Here is a 17,471-nt window from a genome sequence, read left to right on the forward strand (position 1 = left end):
ATGGATTTAGAAGTAACACACGATAAAGAATACCAGCAGTTTACAATAGAAATGGGAGGCGACGATGCTGAACTGGCGTATGCCACGCCGGAACAAAATGTTCTGGATTTTCAGCATACCTACGTACCTGAATCGGCACGCGGAAAAGGCGTTGCGAATAAACTGATTGCAGAAGGCCTGCGCTATGCCGAAGAAAACGGGCATTGTGTAATAGCCAGCTGCCCGGCAGTAGCCAAGTACATAGAGCGCCACCCGGAGCATCAGAAACTGCTGAAACAAGAGTAATAATATTTTATACTTTCCGGCTTATTACTAAGTATAAATTAAAAAGAGAGCCGCCCCTAATAACTTCCGGGGCGGCTCTCTTTTTATGTAATGTTCAACCAAACTGGCTTAACTGCTTTTTACATCTATACTTTTTAGCGGCAGATATTTCATTAGCTCTTCGTATAGCTGCACTGCTTCCTGTTTTTCAAACATTTTCTGAGAAACGCCAAAATCAAGCGTCAGTTTTGCGGTTTGCTGGGCCGTTTCGGGTTTGTACGAGAGGTAGTAAACCTTGCTCACATCCATTATAAACACAGATTTCAGGTCGCCACTACCCAGCGGTATCATCAGTAAATTTGTATCAGCCATACTTGCATCATCATTTATGTATACTTTTTATGGTTCTACGTTTTATACATGCATAATGATAAGACAGTAATTTATACTTTGGCTTCAGCTTTTTCCAAGGCCTCCTGCGCCAGCCTTTTCCGGATTACGCTGTTTTTGCGGCCATACGCCAGGTATATCACAACACCTAGCGCCATCCATACAAACAAGCGCAACCATGTTTCCCAAGGCAGAAACGCCATCATACCCAAGCAAATTAAAATACCAAGTATAGGCACCAGCGGCACCAGCGGAGTTTTAAAACTGCGGGGTAATTCAGGGTTTGTTTTACGAAGTATAATAACCCCGGCGCATACCATGGCAAAGGCCAACAGCGTACCAATGCTCGTCATTTCGCCAACTACACGTATAGGCACCAGGGCTGCAAACAAACTTATAAAGCCGCAAAGTATAAGGTTCGATTTCCAGGGAGTGCGGAATTTTGGGTGAATCTCTGCAAAAATCTTTGGCAGCAAACCGTCTTTAGACATGGAGTAAAATACCCGCGACTGCCCCAACAGATCGACCATGATAACGGAAGTATAACCGATAAGTATGGCCATGATGATAAGCTGCGGCAACCAGGTATAAGGCGTGTTTTCGATGGCAACCGCAACTGGCGCAGCCGTATTCTGAAAAGCTGTGTAGGGTGCAAGACCCGTCATAACGTGGGCAAACAACACGAACAGCACCGTGCAAAGCGCCAGCGAGCCAAGTATACCAATAGGCATGTTGCGCTGCGGATTCTTGGTTTCCTGCGCAGCCGTAGACACAATATCAAACCCAAGGAAAACGAAGAACACAACGCCCGCTCCCCTGATAATACCACTCCAGCCAAACTCGCCGAACGTACCAGTATTTTCCGGAATGTAAGGCTGATAGTTTGCAGGATCTATGTAGTTCCAGCCAAGTATAATGAACACCAGTACTACCAGCACTTTAAGCGATACCACAATAGCATTGAAGATAGCCGACTCTTTTGTGCCACGCATCAGCACCAGCGTCATGAGTATGATTACCAGAGTGGCAGGAAGGTTGAACAGGCCGTTTACAATGGTACCATCAGCCAGTGTTATAGTTTCGAAAGGTGAGCGGGTGAGTTGTGGTGGCAAGTATAAGCCATAGTTTGCCAGGAACCTGGTCAGGTAATCGCTCCAGCTGATGGCAACAGTAGCAGCGCCTACTGAAAACTCCAGAATCAGATCCCAGCCAATAATCCAGGCTACCCATTCGCCCAAGGTGGCATACGAGTAAGTATAAGCGCTACCTGCCACCGGTATCATAGAGGCAAATTCGGCGTAGCACAAGCCGGCAAAAGCACAGCCAGCGGCAGCTACTACAAATGAGAGTGTTACAGCTGGCCCGGCATTATTGGCAGCGGCTATACCTGTAAGCGAGAAAAGCCCGGCCCCGATGATCACACCCAGCCCCAGCATGATGAGCTGAAAGCCACTGAGCGAGCGTTTTAAAGTTCCTTCGCCTTGCTCGTTCGCATCCTGAACAAGCCACGCGATCGGTTTCTTGAATTGCATTAAAGTAATATTTAAAATTATTAGAGATAAGAAAACAAAGCGCTATGCCAGCCAAAACCTACTTTGGGGCACGCACTGGAAAATAATTCGGAATGGATTTATTGCCGGAATCAGCAACAACAGCACATAGCGGCGGCAGGCGCGGCCATTAACAAGGTGCTATCAGATATAAAAGCGGAAAATTGTTGCTGTAAGTACATCGCAAAAGTTTATATGTCCCAAAACTGGGCAGGAGTTAGCACCTTGCAGCATCAGCTGGTGGTTGCTAGAGGTTCGCGGAGCCTGCTCTCTTCCCTCTTCTTTATAAATCTTGATAAAGATGCCACAAAGGTAAGAGCACCTTCTTTACTTTTGCAAATTTTTTATTTTCCTGATTAAAAATCAGCCCTCCTCCGAGGCTAAAGCATAGGGAGCTTACACAAACTTTACCTATTTTTGTAGACCTTTACAGGCAGTACACAAAACAGTAGTATAGAAGAGGCATGAAAGTAACTTTACACAAAGGCGAAACAATAAAAGAGGCTATTAAAACGAGTGGCATAGCAGTAGGCATTGTAGCCGAAAAATTAGGAATCAGCAGAAAAACGCTTTATAATAAGTTTAAAGAAACCAGCATCCCTTCCAGTTTTATACTTAAGGTAGGTGAAGTTATTCACCACGATTTCTCACAGGAGTTTCCACATCTGAGTAAAAACATTAAGAAAGAAACTGCTGCCACTTTGCCGCAGAACGCTAACCTGATGTTGCCGTTTGATGGTGAGCCGCAGCCGGCGTACAAACCAACTAATAATCAGAAGGACCTGGAAACCGAACTGGTAAACCTGCAGCGCAAATACATAGCCCTGCTGGAAAAATTTAATGAACTGCTGCTGAAAACGAACCAGAATTAAAGTATAAACCCACATACTTTAAAGCCTGAGATCATCCCCTAAAGTATGATCTCAGGCTTTTTTATTTCAAACGCTATCGGTTTGTTTCGATACTGACATCGTCGGGGTTGCCGGACTGGAAGGTTGCAACAGCTTGTCCGTCTGCATACAGGGTAAGCAATTTATCGGCGATTTTATAACTATCAATCCGTTGGAGCAAGCCCAGCATTTTGTTTTCCTGCTCTATATTTGGGCACATCATTCTGGTTGAGCCAATACCTGATAGGCGAAGCGTAGTGCCCTGCACAGTGTACTTCCCAAAAAAGTTATTACAGCCTGTGTAACCTTTCACCTCCCCTTTGCCTTCCTCGAACCGGATGTACGCCATGCGTGTATCTTTTGCAGTCTGCACGTCCTGCCCCTCCAACGACAATAATACCCAGTAAGAGCCTCCAATAGATGATTGCTCGCCGGCAACGGTTGTTGTTTTGATAGTACAGGCACTGAAAAACAGGCAAAGTATTGTAAAAGCAAGTGCTGTATATTTCATAGTTTCAGGAGTTTGGTTACGGTTTTGTGTAATTATACTTGCATACGTCTTTATGCTATTCAGGTATGGAACGAACAAAAGATTGGTTTTGCATTGGAAGTATAAAACAGAAAAAGCCTGCTGAATTACCAACAGGCTTTCTGGTTTATACTTGCAGGCTGTTACCCTCGCATGTCGCTTTGGCCATAGTTGCTGATCGGGGAATGCTTGGAATAATCTGGACCTGAACGCTGGCTTCTTTCGGAGTTACTGCGGCTCGGGAATTCATCGCTGCGGCGGTCGAACTGGCCTCTCTCACGGCTCTGGTCTGATAAGTAAGCTCTGTTTGAGCTGTAACTGCCGGTTCCGTAATTATCGCTGCCCTGGTAACGGCGGCTGCTTCCATAGCCATCGTAGCCTTCGTTCTGGTAACGCGATTGCTGACGGCCATAGTCGTTTTCGCTTTTGCTGCGGCCTGCATCAGATCGGTCGAAGTAACGGTCATCCAGGTTCTCGCTGTACTGCGATGTACGCTGGCCGCGGCTACCCCTGTCGTGCCCGTAATTATGCCGTTCGTCACGGCCAAACTCTGTAAATCTTCTGCCCTGTCCACCGGTACGGTAGCTGTTTTCCTGGCGTGCGTAATGGTCGGTTTCGCTGTAGTCAGGCTGGTTAAGGCCATAGTTTCCGCTGTTCATATAATCATCGCGTTCGCTGCGCCAGCCAGTGCCTCTGGTTCTGTCATAGCCGCCGTTGCGGTCGTAGTTCATGTATGGGTTAGGGTCGCCGTAGTGGTAATGGTCCTGGCGGTTTCTGTCCTGGTCGTAGTTGCTCTGGCCGCTTCTGTAGCTGCGGCCACCTCCCTGGCCTGCCATTGGTCCCATTGTGCCTTCATTAAAATCGCTGCGCTGCGTGCTTCTCACATCCCGATGCATCTCTTCGTGGTGCGGCATGCCAAAATAATTTCCTCTCTCCGTATAGCGGGTCAGATGGCTCGATAAATCATTCTGTTCTCTACCACGGTGCTCACCACGGTGTTCCTGGCCAAAATGTTCGTTGTCGCGTTCGTAATAACCGGTACCAAAATTTCTCTCAAATCTCTCCATAGTTGTGGTTTTTAAATTGATAATCACTCTGACTAATAAACGAATGAACGCCGCGAGTGTTAGCGCTACCACCAAAATGAACGAGAATTAACAGGTATATACCGGCTTATCGTACCTGCAGGTTTATACTTGCGCAGTACTTATTTCTGCAGCAGTTTGTGTTATACTATAGTTGTTAAAAGTGATGGTGTCTGAAGTTTTTCCTTCGAGTAAAACTTTAATAGGGCGCGCCATTGCCCTGTTTTGGGTCGGGAACCAGGGGCGCTGCTCCTGCACCACAATAAACATTCCGGTTGCATCGCCTACGGCTCCAAAAGTAGCGTTTCCAGTTTTCCATTGTTGTAGTTGCAAACGGGCTTTGAGTTCTTTTGTGAACGTTTGCACATCGGGCACAGGCAAACCAACTTCGGCAATATCCAGCACGGCATCGGCGCTGAAGGCGGCTTCGGATCCGGGCGAACTTTGATGTGAAATCAGTTCCAGAATGTTAAAGTCAGTATCGTAGAAGTATAAAGCATGGGCTCCCCATTCCTGGTGGTGCACAACCGGCGTACCACTGCCTGATTCGTACAGAAAGGCAGCTCTGTCGTTCAGCCAGATACGGGCTTCTTCGATCTTATCTGCAGGTATATTAAATGCAAAATGATAGGGACCTGGCGGTGCCCAGGAAGTATACTTAAAGCAAAGGCGCGAGCTCCCTGCTTTTACACAAAATTGTTTCTCATCCTCTGAAAGCAAAGCAAATCCAAGCACATTTGTATAAAATTGTTTCGTACCGGCTAAGTCGTTGGTTTCCAGTTCAAGTTCCTGTATTTTCATAGTTTAGGGTTAAGTGGTTTGTATAAGAAAGATACTACATTGGCAGGTTTACGGCTATTGCTAAAGCTATATTTTTCGATACTTTTTACTAGGCAAGCAAACCGGATCTGTTTCTGAAACGCTGGACTGAAATTATATCCTGTTTAACCCCTTTCTAAAAATCAGCTATTAAATCATCAGTGCAACTCTTACGTCGAGTTATTGAGGCTGTTCATCTATTTCTTACGGTTAAACAAACTGCATTTTATACTTTAGTAACTCTAACTCATAAATTAAACTATGAAAAAAATTACTGTTGCCCTTGGCCTGTTTGCTGCACTCGCTTTTAGCCCCGCCGCTATGGCCGCTAAAAACCCTGAGCTAACGTACCAGGTAAACCTGAACGACCGTACCGACGATCGTTTCAAAGTAACACTGAATGTAAAAGGCCTGAAAGCCGACAATAACATTTACCAGTTTGCATCTACCGCACCCGGCACTTACCAGACCATGGATATCGGCCGCTTTGTAAGTGCGTTTAAAGCATTCGATAAAAAAGGCCGCGAGCTGGAAGTGAAGCAGATCAGCACCAACCAGTGGCAGTTAAGCAAGCCAGAGAAAGTACGAAAAATAACCTACCAGGTAGCCGAAACATGGGATACCAAAGTGGATAAGAACATGATCTACCGCATGTGCGGCACTTCTTTAGAGCAGGACCACGCGCTTATTAACGGGCAGGGTGTATTCGGTTATGTAAAAGGCCTGCAAGCTGCTCCTTTAAAAGTAAAGCTGGATTACCCGCAGGAATGGCTGATTGGCACCGCCCTTAAACCAGACACCAAAGGTTATTATACTGCTGATAATTACGACCAGATCGTGGATTCTCCTATACTTCTGGGTAACCTTACAAAAGCAGAAACCAAGTATAAAGGCACTACCATCGATATTTATACTTACTCTAAAACGGGTATGGTAAAGTCTGAGGACCTGATGGCCAACATGACTGCCATGCTGGGCGCCGCCAATGCCTTCGTAGTAAATTTCCCGGTAGACCGTTATACTTTCCTATACCATTTTGAAGACCAGGATTGGGGAGCATGGGAACATTCGTACAGCTCAGAGTATGTTTTTAAAGAAGCTCCGCTTACGCCTGAGTTTGCCAGCCGCATCACTGATGTTGCCGCGCACGAATTCTTTCACATTATCACCCCTCTCAACATCCATTCTGAGATCATAGAGCGCTTTAACTTCGAAACGCCAACTCCGTCGCAGCACCTTTGGCTGTATGAGGGCACAACCGAATGGGCTTCGGATATGATGCAGCTGCGTGGCCGCTTAATTGATCTGCCAACCTACCTCGGCGACCTGCGTGAAAAACTATACTTCGACGACCGCATGGACAAGAACTATAGCCTCCAAAAGCTCTCTTTAACTTCTTACACCCCTGAGGGCCAGAAGCAATATGGCAACATTTATAACCGCGGAGCACTAACTGCTGCATTACTTGATATCCGTTTGCTCGAATTATCGGGTGGTAAGCGTGGCCTGCGCGAGGTTATAAATGAGCTATCAAAAGAGTATGGCCCTAAAAAGGCTTTCCCTGAAAATAAATTCTTCGACCTTTTTACCGCTAAAACCTACCCTGAGATTGGCGACTTCTTTAACCGCTATGTAAAAAATGCGGAGCCGCTTCCTGTAGAAGAATATTATGGCAAACTGGGCATCTCTTACAAACCATCTGTTAAAACCGGCAAAAAAGTACCGGCTCTGGGCTATGATTTTGGCTTTGAAGATGGCAAACTGATGTTCACTAAAGTAAGTGATGAAATACTAAAAGCAGGCCTGAAAGACGGTGATGTGCTTGTAGCCAAAGATGGCGTAAACATTACCCTGCAAAATGCACAACAGGAGCTTGGCAAGTTAATGGCCGCTAAACCAGGCGATACGCATACTTACACTGTGCTGCGTAATGGCAAAGAAGTACAGGTAAAAACTACTGTTCTTGAAAAAGAAGAAGAGAAAAAGCATTTGTTTGAGATAAACGAACAGGCAACCCCGCAACAGCTTGCTCTGCGCAACGCCTGGATGCAGAATTTATAAGTTTAATTTTCCTGTTTTAAAGCCGCTGTAACGCTTGTTGCAGCGGCTTTTTTTATGGAATACATGGAATGATTTTTTACGTACCTGCGTCTACTAATGACACCTTGCGTTAAAGATGAACAGAATTACGTTATACTTGCTGCTGCCAATAATCGGGTTATTTCTCTCTGCCTCCTTATCCGGTTTTATTTCTGAAGCCCCGAAAAAGGATCATACCCGCATTGCTTTTGGCTCGTGTAACAACCAGAACGAGGCTCAGCCACTCTGGCCATCGGTGCTCGAATCCGATCCTGATTTATGGCTTTGGCTTGGCGATAATATTTATGCTGATACCCAGGATACTGCCCGGCTCCGCAGCATGTATCAGCAGCAATTGCAAAACTCCGGCTATAGCAAACTGTTAAAGAAAGTACCAGTTACCGGCATCTGGGACGACCACGATTTTGGCTACGACAACGCCGGAAAAGAGTCTGCTATAAAAGTATACAGCCAGCAGCTTTTTCTTGATTTTATGAATGTGCCGAAAGACGATTCTGTACGCACGCAGCAAGGCATTTACCGGACTTACACGTTAGGCAAAGGTGATAAGAAAGTGAAGATACTGTTACTGGATGTGCGCTATTTCCGGGACAAACTAAAAACGATGCAGGGCTTATACTTGCGCAATAATACCGGCGATGTGCTGGGCGAAGCGCAGTGGAAATGGCTGGAAAAAGAACTTACAAATTCAGATGCCCGGGTACACATTATTGCCAGTGGTTTACAGATTTTACCCACAGGCATGGTCTATACTAACTGGTCTGCCTTTCCGGGAGCTCGCAAGCGCCTGCTCACATTACTTGAGAAAACAAAACCGGCTATTCCAGTGCTGCTTTCCGGTGATCGCCATGTTGGCGAACTTTCTAAAATCGAGCTGAAAGGCTATACTTCTCCGGTTTACGAAATCACCTCCAGCGGCATGACACACTTTCGCCAGCCTAAAAAAAGTGGTAATATTTTTCGTGTAGGCGAGCAAATAGGTGCCCTCAATTTCGGTGTACTGGATATCGAATGGGAAAAAGATAAAACCATACTTACCATGCAGGTTAAGGGCCTGGAAAACAAAACGCTGCTGGAGAAAAAGATAGAGTATGATAAGGAGCAGCAGGCACTATGACGTATCTCTGACTAATACTTAATTTCTCCTAGCTGTAGAAAATTTATTTCAACTCCTTTTTCTGTTATGCCACTGGTTTGTATTTCTTGCTGTCTTCCCGAGCGTTAGCCGAGTTATGTTGCTTTGATCAGGGCTTTTCGCCTCGCCGGCTGGGCCTCACTTTTCTCCTTGATGAGAAAGTCTAAAAGGAGCCCCTGCACCCCTGTAAGCAAAAGAATCAAGACAATTCGTTTATCGAGGGCCCCTACCCCCACTCGCTGAACGCTCAAACATCGAATCGTCAATGAATGCACCTGGAAAAGCTATTGCTTTGTAGCTGCTGTTTTAACACCACCTGTAGCCCCCTCAAGGGGACAGTTGGTTTTAGTTGCATAGCAGCTAACGAAGAGGTGTCTTTCCCAGTCCTTGGGTTGAGCGCCTCGAGAGGTTCTGGTGCCTGAAAGGCATTGCGAGGAACGAGCAAAGGAAGCGAAAGCAGCACGATGCCTTTTCGAGGGCCCCTACCCCCAGGACGAGCCCTCGCGGGCTTGGAGCGAGCAAAAGCCAAAATTGAGACTATAAGTTAGTAAGACTGAGGATGAAAGTATAGTTGGAAGTATAGCCTGCTAACCAAAAGCAAAATTCAGATCATTACCAGCTATAAAACAAACGAGCTGCCGGCAAACCGGCAGCTCGTTTTATACTTTACGTAAATTTAACCTTAGTTAATCGCAGGTTTCGCTTCTGATTTATACTTATTATCGAACTTCTGATACAGGTACTTCTGCTTGTTGTTCAGGTCTATTTTACGGCCTTCAATAAAAGCGTGTGTTACATTGTTCGTACGCATATCCAGTAGGTCGCCAGCTGATACAACAAGGGTTGCCAATTTGCCCACTTCAACAGAGCCAACTACTTTATCAATACCTAAAATTTTGGCAGTATTCAGCGATACAGATGCCAAGGCCTGCTCTTTATCCAAACCATGTGCTGCAGCCGTGCCTGCAATAAAGGGCAGGTTACGGATACCGTGTATGCTCAGGTCATAATCCAAAGCGAATGGTACGCCGGCTTTTTGCAACAGGTATGGCGTTTTGTATGGCATATCTACATCTTCCTCGGCACGGCCTGGTAGCGCATGCACACCAGAATAAATTACGGCCACGTTATTTGCTTTCAGGAAATCTGTAACAGAAGCCGCATCTCCACCGCCTACAATCACCATGTTTTTCACACCGTACTGCTTTGCAAAGTTTATACTTTCGATGATCTCCTTGCCATAGTTTGCATGAATGTACAGCTTCTTGCTACCATCAAATAAACCGGCCATGGCAGCAAGCTTCAGGTTCTCGTTGTCGTGTTTGCCTGATTTGTATACAGATGCATCGCGCATCAGTTGCGCCAGTTCCGTTAATGTTTCTTCACGCTGCTGCTTCATGCCGGCCAGCCTTGGGTCGGCGTTGTTAGTGGTTTGCACCAGCATGGCCGGCCAGTTCAGGTGTATACCTTCATCGGCTTTCACAATGGCATCTTCCCAGTTCCAGGCATCCAGTTGCACGATTGAAGAAGACCCTGAAACCGTACCTCCTATTGGTGTAAGCTGCGTCATTAGCACGCCGTTTGCACGCACAGTCGGGATGATATCAGAATCCGTGTTATAGGCTACAACCGAGCGCACGTTCGGGTTAAAATTACCAACTTCGCGCCAGTCTATAGTGGCACGCACGCTCTCGATCTCATTTAAACCCAGCGCTGCATTTGGCTGAATCAGGCCCGGGTAAATGTGCTGGCCGGTAACATCTACTACTTCGTAGCCGCTCAGATTAGCGCCACTCTGTGGACCAGCATACGTGATCTTGCCTTTGTCAAAACCTACGGCTGCATTTTCTACCACAGTGCCGTTGCCCACGTGCAGCGTTGCACCCTTCAGCAATACGGGCTTGCTTTGTTTAGCTGCAGGCGCCGGCACCTGCGCAAAAGCAGGCACGCTCAGCAACAGCGCTACAAAAGCCGAAATATATCTTTTTTGAATTTTCATACTTAATGATTGTTGAATGTATATGCTTGTTGATCGCTTAATGTTTTTTCAGGAATGAGGCCGACAATTAATAATCAACAACTAACAATTTAATAAGCCAGGTATGCATCCTCTTCGTGAGCTTCTACATCTTCGCAGTGCAGCACGCTTGCTTTCTTAGTTACAGGGGCCTGCATTTTAGCTCCGCCTGTTTTAGCGTTCAGCATTTTCTGGATCAGGCGCATACGCTCTTTCTCCATCTCCTCACGCATTTTCACATCACGGTCCAGGTCGAAGTAAGCAATGCCATCTACGAAGGTCTTTTCAGGCTTGGCATAGATAGAAAGTGGGTGGTTGTTCCAAAGTACTACGTCGGCATCTTTACCTGCTTTTATACTTCCCATTCTGTTATCCAGGTGCAGAAGTTTGGCAGGGTTCAGCGTTACCATTTTCAGGGCTTCTTCTTCGCTCATGCCGGCATACTTCACGCTCTTGGCAGCTTCCTGGTTAAGGCGGCGGGCCATTTCAGCATCGTCAGAATTAATGGCTGTTACAACACCCAGGCTGTTCATGATAGCAGCGTTCTGAGGGATAGCATCTTTCACCTCCATTTTGTAAGCCCACCAATCGCCGAAGGTAGAGCCACCGGCACCGTGCTGCTGCATTTTATCAGCTACTTTATACCCTTCCAGGATGTGCGTAAACGTGTTTACTTTAAAGCCCATCTGGTCAGCTACTTTCATCATCATGTTTATTTCAGACTGCACATAAGAGTGGCATGTGATAAAGCGTTTGTTGTTCAGGATCTCTACCAGCGTTTCGAGTTCCAGGTCGCGGCGTGGCTCGCCTGCCTCAGCTTTCTTCTTCTTAGAGAGTTTGCCATAGTTTTTCCAGGCTTGCTCGTACTCTTTGGCACGCTGGAAAGCATCTACATAAACCTGCTCTACGCCCATTCTTGATTGCGGGAAACGAACCGTGTGCACGTTACTTCTGTTAGAATGCTTCACGTTCTCGCCCAGGGCAAATTTGATAAACCCATCCGCATTCTCAACCATCATGCCTTCCGGAGATTTACCCCAACGCAGCTTAATGATTGCCGACTGGCCACCAATCGGGTTTGCAGAACCGTGCAGCAACTGCGATGTAGTTACCCCACCTGCCAACTGGCGGTAAATGTTAATGTCTTCGTGGTTTACCACATCCGACATGCGTACTTCAGCGGTTACAGATTGCGTGCCTTCGTTTACGCCATCAAGTGCAATATGCGAGTGCTCATCAATTATACCTGGTGTTACATGCTTGCCTGTTCCGTCAATTACGCGGGCACCAGACTCGCTCAGGTTTTTGCCTACTTTTGAGATCTTGCCATTCTTTAGAAGCACATCGGTGTTCTCCATTTTGCCGTCTTTCTCGTTCGTCCAGACGGTGGCATTTTTGATAAGTACAGTTTCCTGCTTAGGCTGCTCTGCTTGTCCGAAAGCACGGAACGGATAAATCATACTTCCCAGCTCAACAGGCTTGGCATCCGCTTTTTCCTTATCTTTTTTAGCCTGCTCGGTCATAGCCGCAGAGTATACAGCCGACCATTTTACAGTAGAAGCATCCGGTAACTGGCCTTCGCCCTGCAGGTTTTTATCTGTCAGCCAGCCGCTCAGGCGTATACTTTCAGCGCTCTTTTTGTCTTTGTTGAAAGAGATCGTAACCAGGTTGCCGTTAAAAGAGATTTTACCATTTACAGTATCCTGACCAATAACTTTAAGCTCCGGTTTATCAGGCGTGCCTGCAATCATCAGTTTTTTATCTGGCTGCTGACCTACTTTTAAGGTATAAACGCCACGATAATCAGAAGGCACTTCGGTTATTTTGTACTGGCTGCCCTGTACCCAGTTCTCAAGTATAATATTGCTGTCTGAGAACAGGTTTCCGCTTGTAATGATAAAGTTTGCCAGCATGCCTTTGTTCAGACTGCCCACCATGTTATCAGCGTTCAGCAGTTTTGCAGGAGTTGCCGTCAGCGCTTTCAGAGCCTCTTCTTCAGACAGGCCATACTTTACGGCTTTGCGCACGTTTGGCAGGAAGTCTTTTTTATCTTTCAGATCGGCAGTGGTGAAGGCAAACGTAACACCGGCTTTTTGCAGCATAGCCGCGTTGGCAGGTGCCATTTCCCAATGCTTCATAGCCTCCAGCGATACACGGCGTGCATCAAACGGATCTTCCACGTTATAAGCATCCGGGTAGTTAACCGGAAGTATAAGCGGTGCGTTGGTTGCTTTAACTTCTGTTAGCATCTGGTACTCGTCGCCGGCACCTTTAATGATGTATTGCTTTTTGAACTCATCACCCACTTTATCGGCGCGCACTACATTCAGTTTCTCATCCACCTCAAATATCTGCGGATACTTATTCGCATCTGTGAAGGCTTTCAGGGAGATGTTTTGCTCACGGCCAGCGTTTTTGGAATTCCACTGCGCATCCAGGTAAGTCTGGCGCAACAAGGCAACAGCACCCATCAGCGAGTTAGGGTAATCCTGGGTAGAAGAGCCACGGTCAAAAGAAAGTGCACCGGCAGCTTTGTCCAGCACAATTACTTCGTTTTCGCGTTTCTCGGCCAGCGTTACCAGCGTAGCTGTACCACGGGCAATACCATCACGGTGCACAGAAAGTACAGCGCCAAAACCTTGCTTGCGCAGCTCTTCGGCCTGTTTTTTATCAACTTTAAAAAGCTCTACTGCATTGGTTTCCGGGCGAATGGCCTGGTTCCAGTTATAAGCTCCCTGTTTGTTAGATTCTGCCTGTGGCGCTGAACCATAGTTTACACGGGCCGGCTTTACCTCAGGCAGGCCATAGTTGCTGAACATATCTACCAGGCCGGGATAAATATGCTTGCCTTTGGCATCTACTACAACAGCGCCTGCAGGCACTTTTACGTTGGTGCCAACCGCCTCTACTTTGCCGCCCCTGATAAGCAGGGTTGCATTGTTGAGGGTGGTTTTATAATCGGTATGAATGGTGGCATTGGTGAGGGCAACCAGGCCGGCGCGCTCATCATACACACCGTTGCGCGGAAAAGTCTCCTGCGCCATTACGCTGCCTGCTCCTAAGGCAAGGCACGCTGCAATGGTTAAGATTTTTTTCATCGGATACAATAAGGTGAGTGAAAGGTTAGTTTTATTAGTTTATGGTTTCTAAATATAAGTATCTCACAATTAAAAAACCATTGTTGCAACCATAATTTGCATCGCATCCCCGACTAATAAATATTATCGTTTTCTAATATAATAAATACTACATTTAATCCTCTAAAAAGGCTCTGCTTCAGCTACCTTGCTGCTAACACGGAGTTAAAATTTATCAGCTTATACTTTGCTTAAAGAATTGATAAACATGAGGATTACCCAGAACGTGAAATTTATACTTTGCTCCTTAGCTTTTCTGCTGAGCTTAAAGACGATGGCGCAGAGCCCGGCTATAATGCAGGATAGCACCGCCGGGCGAAAGATCATCAAAGGTTTTATCCCGATTCCGATTGTTTACTATACCCCTGATACCCGCCTGGGCCTGGGAGCCGGCGTAATCGGTTTCTTTAAACTACCCAGCCATACCGACACAACCTATACCCGCCTTTCGGTAACGCGCCTGCTACTGGATTATACTTTAAACAAGCAAACCGACCAGCTTCTGGACTGGAATATTTTTACCCGCGATGAGCGCTACCTGCTGCGCGGCGAGCTGCGCCACCGCGTTTATGCCGACCGGTTTTATGGCATTGGTAATAATACCCCGGAAATAAACGAGGAGAAGTATAAATACAACTATGCAAGCTTCCGCTTTGGCGCTTTAAAGAATATTGGCAAACAGGCTTTTATTGGCCCCGATGTGCAAATAACTAACTACTATAATGTTAAGCTGGACTCCATAGACAAAGAGCGTGACAGCCAGTTGCGAAACCTAAGTATACCTGGCTCTGAAGGCGGCCTGAACAGCGGCCTTGGTTTGGTTTTCCTGATCGATAGCCGCGATAACGTAGCGTATGCCAGCAGCGGTATGTACCTGGAAGCATCGGTTTACCGTTACAGCACAGCTTTTGGCAGCGACTTTTCTTACAACAACATAAACTTCGATTTCCGGAAATACTTTCAGCTTAAACCTGACCATATACTGGCTTTTAACACCAGCATGATGCTGACAAATGGCGAAGTACCCGTAATGCGGCTGGCTCAGGCTGGCGGCGATCGTATGTTGCGTGGCTATGCCAAAAACCGGTTCCTGGAAAACAACTTTGCCGGAGCTCAGGCAGAATACAGGTTACCGCTGGCAGGCAGTTTTGGCATGGTAGCTTTTGCCGGTATTGGCGATGTGTTTGGCAAACCAGCTGATGTTTCTTTCTCTACTCTGAAATACTCGCTAGGCTCCGGGCTGCGCTACGCCCTGGACAAAAAACAGAAAATGAATGCTCGCCTGGATGTAGGCTATGGCCGCGAAGGCATTAACTTTTATGTTGTGATCGGTGAATCGTTTTAATTAAACAAGCCGCAAATATAAATTTCTATTAGCTGAAATTATACTTGCTCAGGTTGCCAAATTTAGGCTGAGGATTTTACTTTAGCAGGATTTAAAAAGAAGTATTGCTACTTTTGCAGAAAGCGTAAGTTTCCCAGCCACAAACCTTGCTATGAAGCATTTTTCTTCGCCGTTGCTGCAGAAGAGCACTTTTATACTTTTTGTACTCCTCATACTCCTGACATCGTTTGTATCATCGGCGGTAGCATTGCTGCTTGGGCTGCTTGTTGGTTTATTAGTTGGCAATCCCTTTAAAAATCACACTGGTAAAATATCGAAGTATGTGCTGCAGGCGGCTGTTGTTGGGCTTGGTTTTGGGATAAATTTATACCAGGTAGCAGAAACCGGCCTGAGCGGTATTGTTTATACTTTTGCCTCGCTGGCAGTAACCATGCTACTTGGCATGTTGCTGGGCAGGTTGTTTTATACTTCGCCAAAACTTACACACCTGGTATCGGCGGGTACTGCTATCTGTGGCGGCAGCGCCATTGCTGCTGTTGCTCCTGCCATTAAAGCCGAACCCGAAGAGATCTCGGTTTCGCTGGGCATTGTGTTTATACTTAATGCGGTAGCTTTATTTGTGTTTCCGGGGGTAGGAAAGTGGCTGCATTTATCGCAGGAACAATTCGGGCTTTGGGCAGCTATTGCCATACACGACACCAGCTCTGTAGTTGGTTCTGCTTCCCGCTACGGCGATCATGCACTACAGATTGCTACCACCCTTAAACTTACCCGCGCTCTCTGGATTGTGCCCATGGTATTGGTTTCCAGCTTGCTTTACCGCGAGGGCAAAGCCAAAGTAATCATACCCTTGTTCATCGTGCTGTTTATTCTGGCCTCAGTCGCAAGCACATTTATACCTGCAGTTACTTCTTTTTCTCCACTTATTGTGCTGATCGCTAAAAAAGGACTATTGCTCAGTCTTTTTTTAATAGGAGCCAACATCAGCCTGAATAATCTTAAAACTATAAGCGCCAAACCGTTCTGGCAAGGACTTATACTTTGGCTCATTGTGGCATCCGTATCACTGGCAATCATTTATTTTGCCGGGTAAATACAGATTTAATCTAAACTTCTCTTAACTCAACAAATGCCCTTTTAAAGTATAAATCCACTGCCTCATCAAATAAAACCGGTAAAAAACCAACTAATTAGCACCTTCACTCTAAATCGTATCAAACTCACAATCAATCTATTACACTAAAGCCATAAATTTCAGGAACTACTTAAGATTCTGGTTTGTACTGTTATTAAATATATGAATACATGGTCATATATTTAAAAGAGGGAGAAAGCTATGACGAATGTAAGTTCCTTAGAAGTTAGAATAGAAAAGAAGAAATTGGAAAGGGCGGCTTATGTGCTTAAGTGTGTGGCCCACCCTGTCCGCATCAGCATCATTGATCTTTTGGAACAACGCACCCGCTTAACTGTAAGCGAGTTGCAGGAAGTACTTAAAATAGAACAGTCGTTGCTATCGCACCACCTCACCAATATGCGCGATAAAGGTGTGGTAAATACGCAGCGTGAAGGCAAAAATGTGTACTACTTCCTGACCGATGTTTCCATTACTAATATTATTGACTGTATAAATGGCTGCAAAGTATTTTAAGCAGCAGCTTTATACTTTCGGGGTTTCAATTTTATACTTTGGAATCATACTAATTGATTTAAATTTGTAGCAGAGCCGGTAAGCACCAGTTAGCTTTTCGTAAAATAAATGAGGCTTTTCACTTAAAAAATATACCTATGAAAACAGTATTCGCAGCTGTAGCAGTAATTACGCTGATGAGTTGCTCAGCACCTCAGCAACAAGGCACTGCCGAGGTAAAACGCCTGAGCGCAACCGAGTATAAAGACCAGCACGCAAACGAGAAAAAAGCGGTTTTAGTGGATGTGCGTACGCCGCAGGAGTATGCTGCAGGCCATGTTACAAATGCCAAAAACTCCGATTTTCTAAGCGGCCAGTTCGCCACAGAAATGAAAGGCTGGGATAAAAATAAAACCTATTACCTGTACTGTGCCAGTGGCAACCGCAGCGGTAAAGCAGCCAAACTAATGCAGGAAGCCGGCTTTAAAAAAGTATACAACATTGGTGGTTTTAAGGACCTTAAAAACACCGGCCTGCCAACTGCCGACAGCACGCAGCAGAAATAACAAACGCCTTATCT

At 46.0% G+C, this 17,471-nt stretch carries 15 protein-coding genes and 1 riboswitch; of the genes, 8 read left to right on the forward strand and 7 right to left on the reverse strand.

Annotated elements, in window-relative coordinates; translation table 11 throughout:
• On the forward strand, positions 1-285 hold the full coding sequence (locus tag LWP20_RS06955) for a GNAT family N-acetyltransferase (RefSeq protein ID WP_242927396.1): 285 nt from the start codon (positions 1-3) through the stop codon (positions 283-285).
• A 108-nt stretch (positions 286-393) separates the two neighbouring features.
• On the opposite strand, the gene LWP20_RS06960 is transcribed toward LWP20_RS06955, so the two are convergent.
• A complete protein-coding gene (locus LWP20_RS06960) occupies positions 394-636 on the reverse strand; it encodes a hypothetical protein (protein WP_242927397.1) in 243 nt (80 codons plus the stop codon).
• 71 nt (positions 637-707) lie between these two features.
• Positions 708-2,186: an amino acid permease gene (locus tag LWP20_RS06965; protein WP_242927398.1), complete on the reverse strand. Its 1,479-nt coding sequence runs from the start codon at positions 2,184-2,186 to the stop codon at positions 708-710.
• Positions 2,187-2,392: 206 nt separating this feature from the next.
• A riboswitch (SAM riboswitch) is annotated at positions 2,393-2,496 on the reverse strand.
• A gap of 172 nt (positions 2,497-2,668) precedes the next feature.
• Between LWP20_RS06965 and LWP20_RS06970 the strand changes: the two genes are divergently transcribed.
• Positions 2,669-3,076: a helix-turn-helix domain-containing protein gene (locus tag LWP20_RS06970; RefSeq protein ID WP_242927399.1), complete on the forward strand. Its 408-nt coding sequence runs from the start codon at positions 2,669-2,671 to the stop codon at positions 3,074-3,076.
• A 73-nt stretch (positions 3,077-3,149) separates the two neighbouring features.
• Here the strand turns inward: LWP20_RS06970 and LWP20_RS06975 are convergent, their stop codons facing one another.
• The 3 genes from LWP20_RS06975 to LWP20_RS06985 all read right to left on the reverse strand — a co-directional run bounded on the left by LWP20_RS06975 (position 3,150) and on the right by LWP20_RS06985 (position 5,509).
• Positions 3,150-3,605 (reverse strand): META domain-containing protein, encoded by a 456-nt coding sequence (locus tag LWP20_RS06975; RefSeq protein ID WP_242927400.1) that lies wholly within the window; start codon positions 3,603-3,605, stop codon positions 3,150-3,152.
• A gap of 161 nt (positions 3,606-3,766) precedes the next feature.
• A complete protein-coding gene (locus LWP20_RS06980) occupies positions 3,767-4,690 on the reverse strand; it encodes a hypothetical protein (protein ID WP_242927401.1) in 924 nt (307 codons plus the stop codon).
• 123 nt (positions 4,691-4,813) lie between these two features.
• Positions 4,814-5,509: a VOC family protein gene (locus LWP20_RS06985; RefSeq protein WP_242927402.1), complete on the reverse strand. Its 696-nt coding sequence runs from the start codon at positions 5,507-5,509 to the stop codon at positions 4,814-4,816.
• Positions 5,510-5,788: 279 nt separating this feature from the next.
• Here LWP20_RS06985 and LWP20_RS06990 point away from each other — a divergent pair, with 279 nt between their 5' ends.
• Positions 5,789-7,588, forward strand: coding sequence for a M61 family metallopeptidase (locus LWP20_RS06990; RefSeq protein WP_242927403.1), 1,800 nt, complete (start codon positions 5,789-5,791; stop codon positions 7,586-7,588).
• 115 nt (positions 7,589-7,703) lie between these two features.
• A complete protein-coding gene (locus LWP20_RS06995; protein ID WP_242927404.1) occupies positions 7,704-8,744 on the forward strand; it encodes an alkaline phosphatase D family protein in 1,041 nt (346 codons plus the stop codon).
• 700 nt (positions 8,745-9,444) lie between these two features.
• Here the strand turns inward: LWP20_RS06995 and LWP20_RS07000 are convergent.
• A complete protein-coding gene (locus LWP20_RS07000; protein ID WP_242927405.1) occupies positions 9,445-10,761 on the reverse strand; it encodes an amidohydrolase family protein in 1,317 nt (438 codons plus the stop codon).
• 89 nt (positions 10,762-10,850) lie between these two features.
• Positions 10,851-13,877: an amidohydrolase family protein gene (locus tag LWP20_RS07005; RefSeq protein ID WP_242927406.1), complete on the reverse strand. Its 3,027-nt coding sequence runs from the start codon at positions 13,875-13,877 to the stop codon at positions 10,851-10,853.
• A gap of 247 nt (positions 13,878-14,124) precedes the next feature.
• On the opposite strand from LWP20_RS07005, the gene LWP20_RS07010 reads away from it, so the two are divergent.
• The 4 genes from LWP20_RS07010 (at position 14,125) to LWP20_RS07025 (ending at position 17,457) form a co-directional block, all read left to right on the forward strand.
• Positions 14,125-15,261: a BamA/TamA family outer membrane protein gene (locus LWP20_RS07010; protein ID WP_242927407.1), complete on the forward strand. Its 1,137-nt coding sequence runs from the start codon at positions 14,125-14,127 to the stop codon at positions 15,259-15,261.
• A gap of 151 nt (positions 15,262-15,412) precedes the next feature.
• Positions 15,413-16,354 (forward strand): YeiH family protein, encoded by a 942-nt coding sequence (locus tag LWP20_RS07015; RefSeq protein ID WP_242927408.1) that lies wholly within the window; start codon positions 15,413-15,415, stop codon positions 16,352-16,354.
• A 243-nt stretch (positions 16,355-16,597) separates the two neighbouring features.
• A complete protein-coding gene (locus tag LWP20_RS07020) occupies positions 16,598-16,912 on the forward strand; it encodes an ArsR/SmtB family transcription factor (RefSeq protein ID WP_242927409.1) in 315 nt (104 codons plus the stop codon).
• Between the two features lie 137 nt (positions 16,913-17,049).
• Entirely contained in the window at positions 17,050-17,457 is a 408-nt protein-coding gene (locus LWP20_RS07025; protein WP_242927410.1) for a rhodanese-like domain-containing protein, read from the forward strand.
• Positions 17,458-17,471 lie beyond the last annotated feature (14 nt).

Origin of the sequence: Pontibacter vulgaris (assembly GCF_022758145.1) — a bacterium.
GTDB lineage: Bacteria > Bacteroidota > Bacteroidia > Cytophagales > Hymenobacteraceae > Pontibacter > Pontibacter vulgaris.

Bases quoted from the DNA above. Each gene is read 5' to 3' on its own strand.
- LWP20_RS06995 (WP_242927404.1), top strand. From the start codon at position 7,704: ATGAACAGAATTACGTTATACTTGCTGCTGCCAATAATCGGGTTATTT.
- LWP20_RS07015 (WP_242927408.1), top strand. From the start codon at position 15,413: ATGAAGCATTTTTCTTCGCCGTTGCTGCAGAAGAGCACTTTTATACTT.
- LWP20_RS07005 (WP_242927406.1), bottom strand. From the start codon at position 13,877: ATGAAAAAAATCTTAACCATTGCAGCGTGCCTTGCCTTAGGAGCAGGC.
- LWP20_RS07025 (WP_242927410.1), top strand. From the start codon at position 17,050: ATGAAAACAGTATTCGCAGCTGTAGCAGTAATTACGCTGATGAGTTGC.
- LWP20_RS06980 (WP_242927401.1), bottom strand. From the start codon at position 4,690: ATGGAGAGATTTGAGAGAAATTTTGGTACCGGTTATTACGAACGCGAC.
- LWP20_RS06990 (WP_242927403.1), top strand. From the start codon at position 5,789: ATGAAAAAAATTACTGTTGCCCTTGGCCTGTTTGCTGCACTCGCTTTT.
- LWP20_RS07010 (WP_242927407.1), top strand. From the start codon at position 14,125: ATGAGGATTACCCAGAACGTGAAATTTATACTTTGCTCCTTAGCTTTT.
- LWP20_RS06955 (WP_242927396.1), top strand. From the start codon at position 1: ATGGATTTAGAAGTAACACACGATAAAGAATACCAGCAGTTTACAATA.
- LWP20_RS06960 (WP_242927397.1), bottom strand. From the start codon at position 636: ATGGCTGATACAAATTTACTGATGATACCGCTGGGTAGTGGCGACCTG.
- LWP20_RS06985 (WP_242927402.1), bottom strand. From the start codon at position 5,509: ATGAAAATACAGGAACTTGAACTGGAAACCAACGACTTAGCCGGTACG.
- LWP20_RS07000 (WP_242927405.1), bottom strand. From the start codon at position 10,761: ATGAAAATTCAAAAAAGATATATTTCGGCTTTTGTAGCGCTGTTGCTG.
- LWP20_RS06975 (WP_242927400.1), bottom strand. From the start codon at position 3,605: ATGAAATATACAGCACTTGCTTTTACAATACTTTGCCTGTTTTTCAGT.
- LWP20_RS06970 (WP_242927399.1), top strand. From the start codon at position 2,669: ATGAAAGTAACTTTACACAAAGGCGAAACAATAAAAGAGGCTATTAAA.
- LWP20_RS07020 (WP_242927409.1), top strand. From the start codon at position 16,598: ATGACGAATGTAAGTTCCTTAGAAGTTAGAATAGAAAAGAAGAAATTG.
- LWP20_RS06965 (WP_242927398.1), bottom strand. From the start codon at position 2,186: ATGCAATTCAAGAAACCGATCGCGTGGCTTGTTCAGGATGCGAACGAG.